The following is a 14,385-nucleotide window of genomic DNA, read 5'->3' as shown; positions in this document are numbered from 1 at the left end:
ATAAACAGGCTGTAGGCTCTGCACCTTGCCCGTCCAGCACCTTACTTATTTATTTTTATTACCTGTCTACCTGTCTAAAGGTCTTGTCTAACAAGTCTTGTCCCGGTTCTATATCCGCCCGACTCGTAGAAAAATATCCCAGCAGACGGTCTTGGGCAGGGTCGGGTCGCCCCAGGCAGCCGAAAGGCGATCGCCCCACTCTTTCAATCCCTCCCAGCCCTCTGCGTCGGCATAGCGCTGTACCGCAGACCAGGTAGAAATGCAGCCCAAAATGATCTCCGGAGTCCACTGCACGGTCTGGCGAAAGGTGGGTGCAGGCAGTTCCTCAAACGGAAATGGAGCAGTCTGATAGTGGTCATGCACCAGTTGCACTTCGGGCGGCTGCATCGGCAGGATGAGCGAATAGAGTTCGTCGATCAGCGCGGCCACGGCGGGCGTGGCCTCGGCGACCCGGAATAAATCGCTGCACCAGGCCGCAATCACGCCGCCTGGCCGGCCCACGCGATTCACCTCGGCATAGAACCCGTCTAGCGGCAGCCAGTGCAGCGCCAGCCCGACCGTAATCAGGTCTACGCAGTGGTCGGGCAGACCGCTGGCCTCTGCGGGCGCAACCGAATACTGAATTCGCTCGTGGGGAAAGGCGTTGGCGATTTGGCTGGCGCTGGCATCCGTCGCGTAGATGGTTTCAAAATGGGGCACTAGCCCGATCGCAACTTGCCCGTTGCCTGTGGCGCAATCCCAGGCTGCGTCGTGTCTTGTTGCCGTTTTGACTAGGTAGGCGTACAGCTCGTCGGGATAGCCCGGACGATACTTGGCATAGCGGCTTGCCTGACGCGAGAAATAGTCTTTGAAAATAAGAGCCACGGAATAGGAGCCACGGGTAAATGGCAAAGGACCAGGAATTAGACCGACGGCGTTCAGCGAAGATCTAGAAGATCTGGTGGACGGGCGATCGCCCTAAGCCACGAACCAGCCCAATCTTAACCCCAAACCCCGGCTAGCGACGACGCAGTAGCGGGTTGCAGCGCTGACGGCTCACACCATCTCGCAACCCTTCGACCACGCTCTCAGCCCGACAGGCCTCCCAGGCGATTTGGTTGGCGTGGCGTTGGGGAAGCTGGTCTTCTTTTTCCAGCGCCCGCTGAAAGAACGCTAGGCTTTCATGATACTTCTCCTGGCGTACTAGAATCTGTGCCTTGAGATAGTAAAGATCGGGATTGTCAGGCGTTTCTGCGAGAGCCTGGTCAACCGCCGCCATCGCGGGTTCAAACTGTTCCAGATCCCGATAGCCGATGGCGATTCCCCGCTGTGCTAGGTATTCGGGCCCGGCGAAATTTTGCAGCTTTTCCAAAGCCTGTTCTGGGCTGCTGAAGGGCAGGTTTGTAGCCAGGAACAGTTCGATGTATCCCTTCACCAAATTTAGCTCTGGGTCGTCGGGGGCAATGCGTTCGGCCTCGCCCAAGGCGCTGAAGGCTCGCTGAAGTTCGCGGAGGACGGTGGGCATGGCGGCAACGGTGCTTTGGGTGGAGACGGCATACCCGCCTTCCAGGAAGTGTCCCACTGCTCGGTAAATGTTGCCCCGCAGCGGATCGCTTTGCATCAGCCGTTCTGCCGATCGCCGAGTTTGGGTAGCGCGATCGCGCAGGGTATCCCAATCCCGGTTCAGGTAGGCCAGCGACGCGGCCAGGGCGTGGGCCAGCGGCTCATTGCGCGAGGCGTTCTCTAAAAAGGCTGCCGCTTGAGCGTAGTTGCCTTCGGCAAACATGGCGGTGAAGGCGGCTTCGGTGGTGCGGTCGATGTTGCGGGGGTTGGCGCTGCGAAACGGATCGGCTAGGGCGGGCAGTGCCAGACTGTGAAGCGCGATCGCCAGTCCTCCAGCCACCGAACCGAGCGATCGCCAGAGTTGCTGGGCGGGCGATCGCCCCGTTTGGCGACCAGGCTGGGAATTGCGGACACCGCCACTCCGGCGCGAGACGAGAACCGCTGCAATCGACATAGCTCACCTATCTCCAGAAATTGTGAAAACCACGTGAAAACCACTAAGTGCAAAAGCTACTAGCGAAGATTACTTGCGAAAATTACTAGAGTGTTAAAACCACTACAGTCGAACCCTGCTCTAGTGTACGAACTGTTTTGGGTAGATGCCAGAGCGTTCCCTACTGCCCTACTCGCATGTCCTGAAAATAGAGGCTTGGATCTTGCGCGACCCAGCCCAGGTCAGAATTTGAGCGGACTTCAAACCGCAGCAGGGGTTCCTGATCAGGGGCGCTGCGACCAACCGTGCCGAGGCGATCGCCCGCCTGCACCCGCTGCCCCACCTGAACCTGAATCGTCCCCAACTGGGCGTATCGCGTTTGCAACCCTTCGGGATGATTGACGACGACTAGGTTGCCGTAGTTTCCCTGATTGGCCGCAAAGGCGACTGTGCCTTCGCCCGCTGACACCACCGGGTTTCCTTCGCTGGCTGCCAGGTCTACGCCGCTGTTAAACACGACCTGCCCCGATCGCGGATCGATTTGCCAGCCATAGCCCTTGATCACCAGCGCCGCCGTTGGGCTACCCAGGGGATGGGTTCTCAGAATCGCCGCCGCCCGATCGGGGCTGGTAATTCTGGGGCGAGCATTGGGGGCTGCGGCCGCCCCCAACGCTGTACCTCCGGCCGCTGGGTTTGTCGAAGATAGCGTTGCACCGGGGATGAACGCAACCCGACCCGGCGGGCGACAGCCGTTTGCCTCAAACAGCACATCTGCCCGCACGCGATATTGCTGCGCTAGGTCGCGCCAGGTGCGTCCGGCCGGAACCTCTACCCGCAGCCCGTTGATCGGCGGAATCAGCAGACTGGTTCCCACGGGCAGATTGCCCTGCCGCAGCACGGGGTTCATGCCGATCAGGGTTTCTGCCGTCAGGTTGTGGCGCTGGGCTAGGCTGGCGATCGTGTCTCCGGCGCGGGTCTGGTAGCGGGTCATCCGGGACAGCACGGGCGCAGGGCAGAGCGAGTCGGTGGGTGCATCGGCGGCCTGGGCAATCGATAGGGCACGGGCTGGGGACGGATCGGGCAGGCTGGCTTGGGCGATCGCCCCTTGACTTATACCTACGACCCCCAATCCCAGCAAAACCATCCCACCCAAATTAGCGCCCCGGCGCTTGCGATATGCCTGAAATTTCTCGCTCATGGATAACCCTTCTCTAACCAACGTTTCACCAAGATTTGCTCAAAAACTTGCTCAAATGTCTCCATCCTAGCCAGCCAAAAACCGCTCTTGTGAGAGATTTCCTGGATTCTTCCCTGCAAAAAAATCCAAGAAAGATTACGCTGGAAGCGATCGCCCTAATGAGCAAGACCGAAGCGCCTGTCTGACGGCTACTTTAGAATCGCTCTGTATCGTTAAATCTTTACGCAGTCACCCCACAGCATTCCGCCTAAATCTCTGCCCGCCCGATCCCCTCGTCACTGCTTCTCAACTCCGTCTCATGGTCAAATCTTTGAAATCTTGGGGCATGTATGCCGCCGTGCTGATGATGGGTGTGGGTCTGGGCATGGCCGGACACGCGACTTGGCAGTCGTTCAGCCCCGTCCGCACCCCTCAGTCTTTGCCCAATCGCAGCCCTGCCAACATGCCACCGTCCCTAGCCCCCGTGGCGAACGAATCGCCGCCTGCGCCGCCGAGTGTTCCCAATGCCCAACCCTATAACTTCATTGCGGCTGCCGCAGAGCGCGTTGGCCCGGCCGTGGTGCGGATTGATGCATCCCGCACCGTGAGCCGGGTTCCGCCAGGAGCCAGCCCCTTCTTTCGTCGATTTTTTGGCGAGGAGGGCCCGAGCGCCCCGGAGCGGCTGCGGCGGGGCACGGGGTCTGGCTTTGTGATTTCACCCAATGGGCAGATCATCACCAATGCCCATGTGGTGGAAGGAGCCGACACGGTGCGTGTAACGCTGAGGGACGGGCGCGAGTTTGAGGGCCGGGTGGTGGGTGCAGATGAGGTGACGGATGTGGCGGCGATCGCCATCGATGCGACCGATTTGCCAACTGTGACGCTGGGCGGCTCGACCAACTTGGTTCCGGGACAATGGGCGATCGCCATCGGCAATCCTTTGGGACTGGACAACACGGTGACGGCGGGCATCATCAGCGCTACGGGACGCTCCAGTTCCGAAGTCGGTAGCCCCGATCGGCGAGTTCGTTTCATCCAAACCGACGCAGCGATTAATCCCGGCAATTCCGGCGGCCCGCTGCTCAACGACCAAGGCGAGGTCATTGGCATGAACACGGCCATTCGCGCCAACGCGCAGGGGCTGGGTTTCGCCATCCCCATCGAAACCGCCAAGCGAATTGCCGACCAGCTTTTTGCCACGGGACAGGTCGCGCATCCGTTTTTGGGCATTCAAATGACCAACCTTACCCCGGCGCTCAAGGAAGAATTGCAGCAAAACGTCGAAGATCCGCCCTTCGATCCGTCAAAACTCGCGGTCGATCGGGGCGTTCTCATTCTCCAGGTATTGGAAAATACCCCCGCTGCCACGGCCGGACTTCAGCCCGGAGACGTGATTCTGAAGGTGGGTGGCGTTCCTGTTAACACTGCATCCGACGTGCAGGAGCAGGTGGATAGTAGCAAAATCGGCGATCTGCTGGCGCTAGAAATTAACCGGGAGGGTGAGGTTTTGGAAATTGGCGTGCGGCCCACAACCCTGCCGCGATCGCAGAATTAACCGCAGAATCGGCAGAATTAACCCCCAGAATCAACCCCCAGAATCAACCTACTGAGCAACATCACATGCTAGCTGCCAGACGACTCATCGCCGCTATCGCGAAACGAGCCAAACGCATCAGCCACGCTGACTTCTAGCTCCATGCGCTGCTCCATGCGCCGCAGGAAATAGCCCGTCATCATGGCAGAGGCGAGCAGCCCCGCCAGATTGTCGCGATCGGTTGTGATTTGCATCGTGAAGGCTTCTGAGGGCAGCATTCCCACTAAACCCTGCACGTTTTGCGAAATGATGTCTTTGATTTCTGGGCTGACAGACCGAGCTACTCGCGCCAGCACCTCTGGCGACTGGTGCTGGAGATACTTCAACAGTTCGTTGGCTTGCATCTCTTCGGCGCTACTGCCAAACAGTTCGGTGCTGTCGGGGTCAAAGTTCATAGGAACCCAGGAAGTCACGATAAGATTGAATCCTATTGTTACATTTATATTTGCGCCTGTGACAACGCTCCTTAAGGGAAATTACGGAACTTGATTAAACCATGACTCAGTATGACGCGCAGCCAAGTCGGGAATGGTGGGCCCAGCGCTGGGTTGATGTGCTGGAGTCGTTTGGCTGGGTGCGTCGTCTGGCCCGCGCCCGCAACTATGCCCGCGAAGGCAATGTGCTGTCGATCGAATTTCGCGGCGCGAAGGTTCATGCGCGGGTTCAGGGTACTGCGCCAGAGCCATACAAGGTCACGCTGTCCCTCGATCCGTTTGATGATGAGCAGTGGCAGTATGTGATTGAATCTCTGTCTCAGCAGGCGATTTTTTCTGCCAAACTGCTGGCGGGCGAGATGCCGCAGAATATTGAAGAAGTTTTCACGGCTAACGGACTGAGCCTGTTCCCGTTTACCAAGTTTGATATCCACAGCCGCTGTTCTTGCCCAGACCCAGCGAATCCCTGCAAGCACATTGGGGCGGTGTATTACGTGCTGGGCGATCGCTTTAGTGAAGATCCCTTCGTCCTGTTTCAGTTGCGGGGGCGCACCAAGGAGCAGATTATCAGCGAACTGCGTCGGCTCCGCAGCGCCAGTCCCGATGCGCCGCCGCCAGAAGAAACACCCAATCCGCTGACCGCTCCGCCAGTTTCCGCGTCTTCGGCGATCGCCCTGCAAACCTTCTGGCAGTATGACCAGCAGCTAGAGCCGTCGCTTGTGGTTATTGCGCCGCCGCCCAGTTCAGAAACTGTCCTCGATTTGCTGGGGCAGATGCCGCTGCGTTCCGAGGGCAGTACGTCGGGGTCGGTTTCTGCCCATGCGGTGAATGAGTATCTCCGCAGCCTCTACAGTCAGGTGGCGCAGCAGGCCGTGCTGTCTGCGATGACGGCCGGAACCCAGCCAGAAGAAAGCTGAGTCGGCAAGCTGAGTGAATGCTGGAGTATACGCTAAGTAAATGCTAGGTTAACGCTAGGCAACGGGTTCGGGGGTCTGGTTCAGGAACGCCTCGATGGTTTCCATGTAAGTTTCTGCGTCTTCCAGCATGGGGAAGTGTCCTGTCTCGGCGATGACGCGGTGGGTGATGCAATCGCTCAGGCTGGCGGCCTGCTGCCCCATCGAGGCAGGGATAATCTGGTCGTATTCGCCGGAAATGAGCAGTGTGGGAACCGTGAGGCGGGCAAATTCCTGCGGCATCACGTCCACGGCCTTTTTGCTGACGGCAGTGTAAATTGTGCCCAGGGCCGCCTCGTAGTCGGCATCGAGATAGTCGGCCAGAAACGCGCGGCGATCGCCCGCCGGAATCGAACGACGCAGGAACCGCGCCATAAACAGTTGGTCTACCAGCGGGATATGCCGCAGCCAGCCGGGGCGAAAATCCACCACGTACTTGCCAAAGCGGTAGAAGGCTTCAAACGCCTGCTGGTTATATTCAAAAATGCCGCTGCACGTCAGGATGGCGCGATCGACCCGCTCAGCGTATTGGTTCAAGAAAAAAACGGCGATCGACGCTCCGGTGGAATGGGCATTCAGCGTCACCCGCTCCAGTCCGAACTCGTCGAGCAGCAGCGCTAGGTCGTCTGCATAGGTTTCTAGCTCATAGCCGATGGCGGCTACGGTTTCTGGAATGGGGCGGGGCAAGTGCGATCGCCCAAATCCCCGCAGGTCGTACAGCAAACAGTCGTATTGCGACATCAGCCGCCGAGCCGTCGATTCCCAATAGCGGGCCGACCCCGCCCAACCGTGCAAAAACACTAGTACGGGCCGGCTTCCAGACGGCGCTGAGCCGGATTCACAAATCCATTCGTAATAGTGATCAACGCCGCGAATCGAGCAGTAAGGCATCGAGTAAACCCTGACCTCGCAAACCCTCAGGCAGACTCCGGCTTCGGCAGAGAAGATGGGTGCATCAGCAACTCCGCAGTCGAGCGCATTTCCACCATCTCGCGAGTGATGGCGCAGCGCGTCACGTCCTTGCGCGACGGCAACTCGTACATCACATCCAGCATCAGTTCTTCCACAATGCTGCGGAGGGCGCGGGCCCCGGTCTTGCGGCGGTAGGCTTCCTTGGCGATCGCCCGAATCGCGTCCGGCTTAAACTCAAGCTGCACGTTATCCATCTTCATCAGCTTTTGGTACTGCTTGACCAGTGCGCTGCGGGGTTCCGTCAAGATTGCAGCCAGCGCATCCTCGTCCAGCGGGTTGACCACCGCCATCACCGGAACGCGCCCGATAAACTCCGGAATCAGCCCAAACTTAACCAGATCATCCGGCTCCAGATGCTTCAGCACATCTGCCGTGCGCTTGTCTTTGGACTGCTGCGCCTCTCCCGGCTGCACAAAGCCCATCGACTTCTTCCCGATCCGCTGCTCCACAGCCTTTTCCAGACCCACAAACGCGCCGCCGCAGATAAAGAGAATATTACTCGTGTCTATCTGGATGCAATCCTGATAGGGATGCTTCCGCCCGCCCTGGGGAGGAACATTGGCAACCGTCCCCTCCAGCATCTTCAGCAACGCTTGCTGCACGCCCTCACCCGACACATCCCGCGTAATCGAGGGATTTTCGCTCTTGCGAGCAATTTTGTCTATCTCGTCGATGTAGATAATTCCACGCTGCGCCTCTTCTACGTCCAGATCCGCAACCTGCAACAGCCGCAGCAGAATATTCTCCACGTCTTCGCCGACATATCCTGCTTCAGTTAACGTTGTCGCATCAGCCACCGCAAAGGGCACGTCTAGCATCTCTGCCAGGGTTTGAGCCAGCAGCGTCTTGCCGCAGCCCGTCGGGCCAATCAACAAGATATTGGACTTTTGCAGCTCAACGGCATCGTCTGCCTTCCCACCGTTAGCAGCCTTACTCTGCACAAAGCTAAGGCGCTTGTAGTGGTTATACACCGCGACCGAGAGGATCTTCTTGGCTTCGTCCTGCCCGATGACATGCTCATCTAGGTGTTTCTTAATCTCGCGGGGCTTGGGAATCTGGTTTAGAGAGAGGCGTGGCGCACGGGTCGCCCGCTTTTCAGGCTGCTGCTCTCGGCGGGGCGAGGGTTGGGGCACGGTGGAACTAGAGTCAAATAGCTCCTCATCCAAGATTTCGTTGCACAAATCCACACACTCATCGCAAATGTAGACCCCTGGGCCGGCGATGAGCTTGCGAACCTGCTCCTGCGACTTACCACAAAACGAACATTTCAGATGAGAGTCGTATTTTGACATGGTCGCCTCTTAATTCACTGCGGAGAGGGTCTCTCTGGCATCGGATATGCCCGGCCGAGAAACAACCTGATCAATTAACCCGTAGGCCTTCGCTTCTTCAGCAGACATAAAGAAGTCGCGCTCTGTGTCCGCTTCTATGCGTTCAAGAGGCTGCCCCGTATGCTGTGCCAATAGCTCGTTCAGCGTTCGCTTATGATACAAAATTTCTCTCGCCTGGATCTCAATATCCACAGCTTGCCCCTGGGCACCTCCCAGCGGCTGGTGAATCATAATCCGGGAACTGGGCAGGGATAGACGCTTGCCCTTAGTGCCCCCCGACAGCAAAAACGCGCCCATGCTAGCGGCCAAACCGTAGCAAATCGTAACAACATCGGGGCGAATCTGCTTCATCGTGTCGTAGATGGCCATTCCTGCTGTGACGGAGCCACCCGGCGAGTTGATGTAAATTTGCACATCTTTTTCGGGATCTTCGGCATCTAGAAAAAGAAGCTGGGCAACTAGCAAATCTGCAACGTTGTCATCAATAGGAGTGCCCAAAAAAATGATTCGCTCTCGAAGCAACCGGGAATAGAGGTCAAAAGCTCGTTCACCCCGACCAGACTGCTCAACCACCATCGGAATGGTGTTCACCACGTCAAGGGGGTGTGGGGACAGAGACGAAACAGCCCCAACGAGATTGCTGCTAGCGTCGGATCTAGAAAAATGAGGCAGGACCATACAAAACCATTCAGCGACTTAAAAGAACTTTTGAATTCCAGAAGGGTAGGAAAGAATGAGCGTCTGAGGAGGCTTCTGCAAAGGAGATTGGGCTAGAACGGGCGGCTATGCGGTACAGGGTAGAGGTGAGAGGCTTATGAGTTCTGATTCAGCGTAGCCACCGAAGACAGTTATTGGAAGACAGTTATTGGCTGCTATTAGCTACTATTGGCTGCATAAAGCTGCTCGATAGAGTTGTCTCCAAATCAAACCGTGCATCGTCGCCTTGTAGAGCAATTACAGGAACTAAAGCAACTTCTCCCGTTGTCTCTGCTGAGCGTTCCGTTTAGGTTTTAGTGATCAGAGGAGGGTTGCTGGGGAGCGCCTGCCTTGAAACGCTATTTAAGAGTCAAATCAAGAGTCAAATTCATCCAAGCTTGTGAGGAATTGAACCTACCAGATCTCAACTACATCTCAGCTAGATTTCAGCGGCATAGCCCTCGCTAAACTCGACAAAAACACGCTAAGCCCGGTATTGCCTGAATTAGGAGTACCATACCCGTCATTATGCCCTAAGTCGCAGGAGACGGGTAGGCAATCTCCAGAGGATTTATAGATTTGGCAGCGCCACGAACGGAAACTGTTACTTTCTGTAAAAGTGCTGAAATCCTCAAAAACGAATAAAGATGAAACTCAATGGCAGCTAGAGCAAGAAAACAACGTACTGCTTAGTATTGCTCAATCAACCTTCATCTTTTTTGGACTTAGGAGTGCTGCGCTTGCGGGCAGCAGGCTTGGCGGCTGCTTCCTCTGGCGCTTCCACCTCGGCGATCGCCTCTGATTCAGCACCTTCTGGGGATTCTGCTGCCGACTTGGCTGATTTTGAGCGGGTCGATTTGGATGTCTTCTCGGCGGGTGTAGCGGGAGCATCAGCTTCTGCCACGACTTCTGCCACGACTTCTACTGCTGCTTCTGGACTAGTGGGTTCTTCTGCCAGGGCAGGTTCGGGTTCAGCGCCAACCTCTACGGCATCCTCCGTGCTAGATGGCGTGCTGGATAGAGTGGCTGTGTCGGCCGCGTCGTCCTGGGTGGGTTCCATTTCCACTGGCTCTTCTTTCACCAGCGTTCCTTCAGGAACCAGTTCCACGGTGCTATTGGCTTCCAGGAACTCAAAGATTTTGTCGCGGATTAGGTCTTCCTCAATCACCTCCCGCAGGCGATCGCGATCGACAGACCGCCCCTCCAGATCGTCTAAGACCTCTTCAACTTTTGCTTCAACTTCAGCAGCATCCACTGTAATGGACTCCTGCTTGGCTACCTCACCCAGAGCCATCGTGCGCCGGAGGCGGGCGATCGCCTCAGGGCGGGACCGCTCTCGCATCATGTTTACCATCTCCGGTGTAAACATTTGCTTAATGTCCATACCCTGCTCAGCAAAGCGCATTGCCGTCTGGGTAATCATGTGATCCACCTCGCGGCGAATCAGGGTTTCGGGCAACTCAACTTCCAGATTGGCAACTAGCGCTTCGAGCAATGCTTCCTGCTTGTTTGCCTTGGTCTTGTCGTTGGCCTCGTCTTGGAAGCGTTTTTCCAGCGACTCGCGCAATTCTGCCAGGGTTTCAAACTCGCTGATGTCCTGAGCGAAATCGTCGTCCAGTTCCGGCAGTTCCTTTTCTTTGAGATCCTTCAGCGTCACCGTGAACACAGCGGGCTGACCGGCCAGATCTGCCTGCGAGTAATCTTCGGGGAATGTCGCCTCGATTTCCTTCGTCTCTCCGACCGACATGCCGATGATGCCTTCCACAAACCCAGGAATGAAGCGCCCTTCAGATAGTTCTACCTCGAAGTCCGTGGCGCTGCCGCCCGGAATTTCCTTCGGTTCATCGCCCGTGATCTGTCCCGAAAAGTCTATGACGGCGATGTCCTGCTCTTTTGCCGGGCGACCCTCGACGGGCACGCGCGTTGCCGATCGCTCTCGATAGCTTTCGAGGACTTCATCAACTCTTTCCGGTTTATAGAGGATTTCCTCTGCTTGAGCGGTTAGCCCTTTGTAATTAACCAGCTTGGCAGTTGGCGCAACGTCGATCGACAGCGAAACCGTCAGCGGTTTGCCTGGTTCGTATTGCTCCACCAGTTCCTCTAGGGACGAGCGCAGTTCTGCATTGCCCAGGGCATCGATCTTTTCTTGCTCAAGTACCTGACGGAGCGAGTCCTCGATCAACTCTTCGATAGCGGTAGCCTTGATGCTGCGGATGCCATAGCGCTGCAAAACAACCTGGCGTGGCACTTTTCCCTTGCGGAACCCAGGAATATTGGCTTGGCGGATAAGCTGTTGCAGGGTCTTTTCGTAGGCCTGCGAAGTAGACTCGGAGGGAATTTCAATCTCTAGCCCAAGCCGACTGGCCGGGAGTTTTTCCTGGGTAACTTTCATTCGATAATTTCTCGCAGCGTTGTTCAGAACAGCCCGTTCGGCATCGTCGCAATTAGCTATCGTAGCGGATTCTGTCTCAATCTGCATCTTGCTGTTGACACCGTTGCCACCTTTGAAACTAGCGCGAACCTCCCAGATCCTGCCTGAGTGCTTTGCCCTGAGCAAACCGGAAAAACAGATGAGTTAGAATACTGGCTTTGGAGTTGCCTCAAAATTCTATAAGCGTCTATCGCTAGGGTATTGGCTTAAGGCATACTCAACAGTACATCTTCCACTTGCGACTTGTACTTGCTAGTCGCGCTGTTTGAACTGTTTCATTTGAACTGTTTCACATGACCGAAGACTGGAGGAAATGAGTTTGTCGCAATCCTATCGAGTTGCCATTTTGGGGGCGACAGGAGCCGTTGGAACGGAACTGCTGAGCCTGCTAGAGGAGCGCCGCTTTCCGCTGGCTGATTTGAAGCTGCTGGCATCTCCCCGCTCGGCTGGGCAGACGCTCACGTTCCAGGGAGAGGCTCTGACTGTAGAAGCGGTGGGCGATCGCGCGTTCGACAATATCGACATCGTGCTGGCCTCGGCAGGCGGCTCTACTTCCAAAGCTTGGGCAGATCGGATTGTGGCTGCTGGCGCAGTGATGATCGACAACTCCAGCGCCTTTCGGATGCACCCAACGGTTCCTCTGGTGGTGCCAGAAGTCAACCCTGGCGCAGCGGCCGAGCATTCTGGCATCATTGCGAATCCCAACTGCACGACCATTTTGATGAACGTGGCGGTCTACCCACTGCATCGCGTGCAACCTGTCCAGCGCATCATAGCAGCGACCTACCAGTCTGCCAGTGGAGCTGGGGCACGAGCGATGGAAGAGGTGCGGCTCCAAAGCCAGGCCATTTTGGACGGCAAAGCGCCTGTGCCAGAAGTTTTGCCCTATCCGCTGGCGTTCAACCTGTTTCCTCACAACTCGCCTATGACTGAAACGGGGTATTGCGAGGAAGAAATGAAAATGGTGAACGAAACCCGCAAGATTTTTTCAGAGCCAAGTTTGCGGATTTCTGCGACCTGTGTTCGCGTCCCAGTCTTGCGGGCCCATTCCGAGGCCATCAACCTAGAGTTTGCCGCGCCCTTCAGCCCTGACCAGGCGAGAGAGATCTTGTCTCAGGCTCCTGGGGTCAAGCTTGTGGAAGACTGGCAGGCAAATTATTTTCCGATGCCGATGGATGCGACTGGACGGGATGAGGTGCTGGTCGGGCGGATTCGTCAGGATATTTCCCATCCTAACGGGCTAGAACTTTGGATCTGTGGCGACCAGATCCGCAAAGGAGCGGCGCTCAATGCGGTTCAAATTGCTGAGTTGCTGATTGAGAAAGACTGGCTGCGTCCGGCTGAGCGGGCGATCGCCACGCCACAGAGCTAGCGTTTCCGAATCCTGGAGCTAGAGACCTGATTATGACCATGTTTGGACGAGTCATTACGGCAATGGTGACCCCCTTTACCTCGGATGACGAGGTAGACTATGCCGCTGCCGAAGCTCTGACTGATTACCTCGTTACCCACGGCAGCGATGGGTTAGTGGTATGCGGCACCACGGGCGAATCGCCAACATTAAGCTGGGATGAAGAGTATCAACTGTTTCAAGTTGTGCAGAAAGCGGCGGCTGGACGCGCTAAGATATTAGCGGGAACTGGATCGAACTCTACTAAAGAGGCGATCGCCGCGACTCAGAAAGCTGAAAAGCTCGGTTTGGATGGATCGCTTCAGGTCGTCCCGTACTACAACAAGCCGCCCCAGGAAGGGTTATACCAACACTTTCGGGCGATCGCTGAGGCCTGCCCTGACCTAGCGATTATGTTGTACAACATTCCGGGACGGACAGGGCAGAATCTCACCGCTGAGACCATTGTTCGGCTTTCCGAACTGCCTAATGTGGTCGCAGTTAAGGAAGCAAGTGGTAATCTTGACCAAGTGAGCCAGATTCGACGTTCTACGCCGATGTCCTTCGGTATTTACGCTGGCGATGATTCTTTAACGTTGCCTATGCTGTCAATAGGGGGGCAGGGCGTGGTGAGCGTCGCTAGCCATCTAGTGGGTCTGAGTCTTCAAGAGATGATTCAGTCCTACGAGCAGGGTCAGGTTCAGCGTGCGGTTCAGATTCATCTCGAACTCTTTCCGCTGTTTAAGGCGCTGTTTGTGACTACGAATCCAATTCCGATCAAAGCTGCACTCAGGCTCCAGGGTTGGAAAGTTGGCGATGCTCGGTTACCATTGGCAGATGATCTTGCAGCAACGGAATCTTTGCTAAGCCGGGTGATGGCAGATTTGCATCTAGTTCCAGGAGCATAGTTAGCGCAAGAAGTTGGCAGCCGCCGATTAACATCAAGAAGGTTGGTCGCAAAGAACCCGTATCGCCTTGGCTAGGTACAGAGTTGGCATAGGGCAGTGGTGCGGCAAAGGGGTTAAGGGCACATTTAGATTTGGATGGATTTGGACAAAGGCGCTTAGATGCAGAACTGGGGCAGAACTCGCAGCAAGATTGTGAAATTGATAATCCGATGACTCTTGCCACTGCACTCAGCCGACCCTGACTTTCGAGCGATCGCCCGAAGCATCTTCCTCAGATTTCTTGAAAACTGAATATTGATTGGTAAAAGCTTTACAGTCTCGCAGGTTGAGGATTCTCAGCATCCTCTAGCATTAGACCGTATCTGCTAAGTATTAATTTCGCCAAGAAAGAGATCTTTCTGTTTATTAGCTTATAGACTTCTTCAGTGACTTATCTAACGCCTTCTGCTACCTCACATCACGTTTACTTCCTTGGGTTGTTCAAGTTAAAGATCGAGTTAAAAAACTGCATTAGAACTGTCATT

The 14,385-nt window shown here is 56.0% G+C and carries 12 protein-coding genes; 4 read left to right on the top strand and 8 right to left on the bottom strand.

What is annotated here, in order from left to right; genetic code table 11:
• Positions 1–108: 108 nt before the first annotated feature.
• From IGS51_RS08125 to IGS51_RS08115, 3 genes are all read right to left on the bottom strand, one after another.
• Positions 109–864, bottom strand: coding sequence for a class I SAM-dependent methyltransferase (locus IGS51_RS08125; protein ID WP_297077892.1), 756 nt, complete (start codon positions 862–864; stop codon positions 109–111).
• Between the two features lie 133 nt (positions 865–997).
• A complete protein-coding gene (locus tag IGS51_RS08120) occupies positions 998–1,996 on the bottom strand; it encodes a Sll0314/Alr1548 family TPR repeat-containing protein (protein WP_297077890.1) in 999 nt (332 codons plus the stop codon).
• A 160-nt stretch (positions 1,997–2,156) separates the two neighbouring features.
• The gene (locus IGS51_RS08115; RefSeq protein WP_297077888.1) at positions 2,157–3,173 is read right to left on the bottom strand and encodes a M23 family metallopeptidase; all 1,017 of its coding nucleotides are present in this window, start codon (positions 3,171–3,173) and stop codon (positions 2,157–2,159) included.
• A gap of 298 nt (positions 3,174–3,471) precedes the next feature.
• On the opposite strand from IGS51_RS08115, the gene IGS51_RS08110 reads away from it, so the two are divergent.
• Positions 3,472–4,707, top strand: coding sequence for an HhoA/HhoB/HtrA family serine endopeptidase (locus IGS51_RS08110; RefSeq protein WP_297077886.1), 1,236 nt, complete (start codon positions 3,472–3,474; stop codon positions 4,705–4,707).
• A 68-nt stretch (positions 4,708–4,775) separates the two neighbouring features.
• Here IGS51_RS08110 and IGS51_RS08105 read toward each other — a convergent pair whose 3' ends face one another.
• Entirely contained in the window at positions 4,776–5,141 is a 366-nt protein-coding gene (locus tag IGS51_RS08105; RefSeq protein WP_172358841.1) for a DUF760 domain-containing protein, read from the bottom strand.
• 101 nt (positions 5,142–5,242) lie between these two features.
• Here IGS51_RS08105 and IGS51_RS08100 point away from each other — a divergent pair, with 101 nt between their 5' ends.
• The gene (locus IGS51_RS08100; protein WP_297077884.1) at positions 5,243–6,097 is read left to right on the top strand and encodes an SWIM zinc finger family protein; all 855 of its coding nucleotides are present in this window, start codon (positions 5,243–5,245) and stop codon (positions 6,095–6,097) included.
• A gap of 54 nt (positions 6,098–6,151) precedes the next feature.
• Here the strand turns inward: IGS51_RS08100 and IGS51_RS08095 are convergent, their stop codons facing one another.
• The 4 genes from IGS51_RS08095 to tig all read right to left on the bottom strand — a co-directional run bounded on the left by IGS51_RS08095 (position 6,152) and on the right by tig (position 11,524).
• The gene (locus tag IGS51_RS08095) at positions 6,152–7,024 is read right to left on the bottom strand and encodes an alpha/beta hydrolase (RefSeq protein ID WP_297077882.1); all 873 of its coding nucleotides are present in this window, start codon (positions 7,022–7,024) and stop codon (positions 6,152–6,154) included.
• Positions 7,025–7,050: 26 nt separating this feature from the next.
• The gene (gene clpX / locus IGS51_RS08090; protein ID WP_297077880.1) at positions 7,051–8,397 is read right to left on the bottom strand and encodes an ATP-dependent protease ATP-binding subunit ClpX; all 1,347 of its coding nucleotides are present in this window, start codon (positions 8,395–8,397) and stop codon (positions 7,051–7,053) included.
• A gap of 9 nt (positions 8,398–8,406) precedes the next feature.
• Positions 8,407–9,114, bottom strand: coding sequence for an ATP-dependent Clp endopeptidase proteolytic subunit ClpP (gene clpP, locus IGS51_RS08085; protein WP_172354756.1), 708 nt, complete (start codon positions 9,112–9,114; stop codon positions 8,407–8,409).
• Positions 9,115–9,835: 721 nt separating this feature from the next.
• On the bottom strand, positions 9,836–11,524 hold the full coding sequence (gene tig, locus IGS51_RS08080; RefSeq protein WP_297077876.1) for a trigger factor: 1,689 nt from the start codon (positions 11,522–11,524) through the stop codon (positions 9,836–9,838).
• A 358-nt stretch (positions 11,525–11,882) separates the two neighbouring features.
• On the opposite strand from tig, the gene IGS51_RS08075 reads away from it, so the two are divergent.
• Together IGS51_RS08075 and dapA are read left to right on the top strand one after the other, a co-directional pair.
• The gene (locus tag IGS51_RS08075; RefSeq protein ID WP_297077911.1) at positions 11,883–12,935 is read left to right on the top strand and encodes an aspartate-semialdehyde dehydrogenase; all 1,053 of its coding nucleotides are present in this window, start codon (positions 11,883–11,885) and stop codon (positions 12,933–12,935) included.
• Positions 12,936–12,967: 32 nt separating this feature from the next.
• Positions 12,968–13,861: a 4-hydroxy-tetrahydrodipicolinate synthase gene (gene dapA, locus IGS51_RS08070; RefSeq protein WP_297077874.1), complete on the top strand. Its 894-nt coding sequence runs from the start codon at positions 12,968–12,970 to the stop codon at positions 13,859–13,861.
• Positions 13,862–14,385 lie beyond the last annotated feature (524 nt).

The sequence above is a fragment of the Thermoleptolyngbya sp. M55_K2018_002 genome (assembly GCF_015295965.1).
Taxonomy (GTDB): Bacteria; Cyanobacteriota; Cyanobacteriia; order Elainellales; family Elainellaceae; genus Thermoleptolyngbya; species Thermoleptolyngbya sichuanensis.
The sequence above is the reverse complement of the archived record's forward strand: the minus strand, read 5'-3'. Positions and strand labels throughout refer to the sequence as shown.

Coding starts and splice junctions, on each gene's coding strand:
- IGS51_RS08095 (WP_297077882.1), bottom strand. CDS start 7,024: ATGCCTTACTGCTCGATTCGCGGCGTTGATCACTATTACGAATGGATT.
- IGS51_RS08115 (WP_297077888.1), bottom strand. CDS start 3,173: ATGAGCGAGAAATTTCAGGCATATCGCAAGCGCCGGGGCGCTAATTTG.
- clpP (WP_172354756.1), bottom strand. CDS start 9,114: ATGGTCCTGCCTCATTTTTCTAGATCCGACGCTAGCAGCAATCTCGTT.
- tig (WP_297077876.1), bottom strand. CDS start 11,524: ATGAAAGTTACCCAGGAAAAACTCCCGGCCAGTCGGCTTGGGCTAGAG.
- clpX (WP_297077880.1), bottom strand. CDS start 8,397: ATGTCAAAATACGACTCTCATCTGAAATGTTCGTTTTGTGGTAAGTCG.
- IGS51_RS08120 (WP_297077890.1), bottom strand. CDS start 1,996: ATGTCGATTGCAGCGGTTCTCGTCTCGCGCCGGAGTGGCGGTGTCCGC.
- IGS51_RS08100 (WP_297077884.1), top strand. CDS start 5,243: ATGACTCAGTATGACGCGCAGCCAAGTCGGGAATGGTGGGCCCAGCGC.
- dapA (WP_297077874.1), top strand. CDS start 12,968: ATGACCATGTTTGGACGAGTCATTACGGCAATGGTGACCCCCTTTACC.
- IGS51_RS08105 (WP_172358841.1), bottom strand. CDS start 5,141: ATGAACTTTGACCCCGACAGCACCGAACTGTTTGGCAGTAGCGCCGAA.
- IGS51_RS08110 (WP_297077886.1), top strand. CDS start 3,472: ATGGTCAAATCTTTGAAATCTTGGGGCATGTATGCCGCCGTGCTGATG.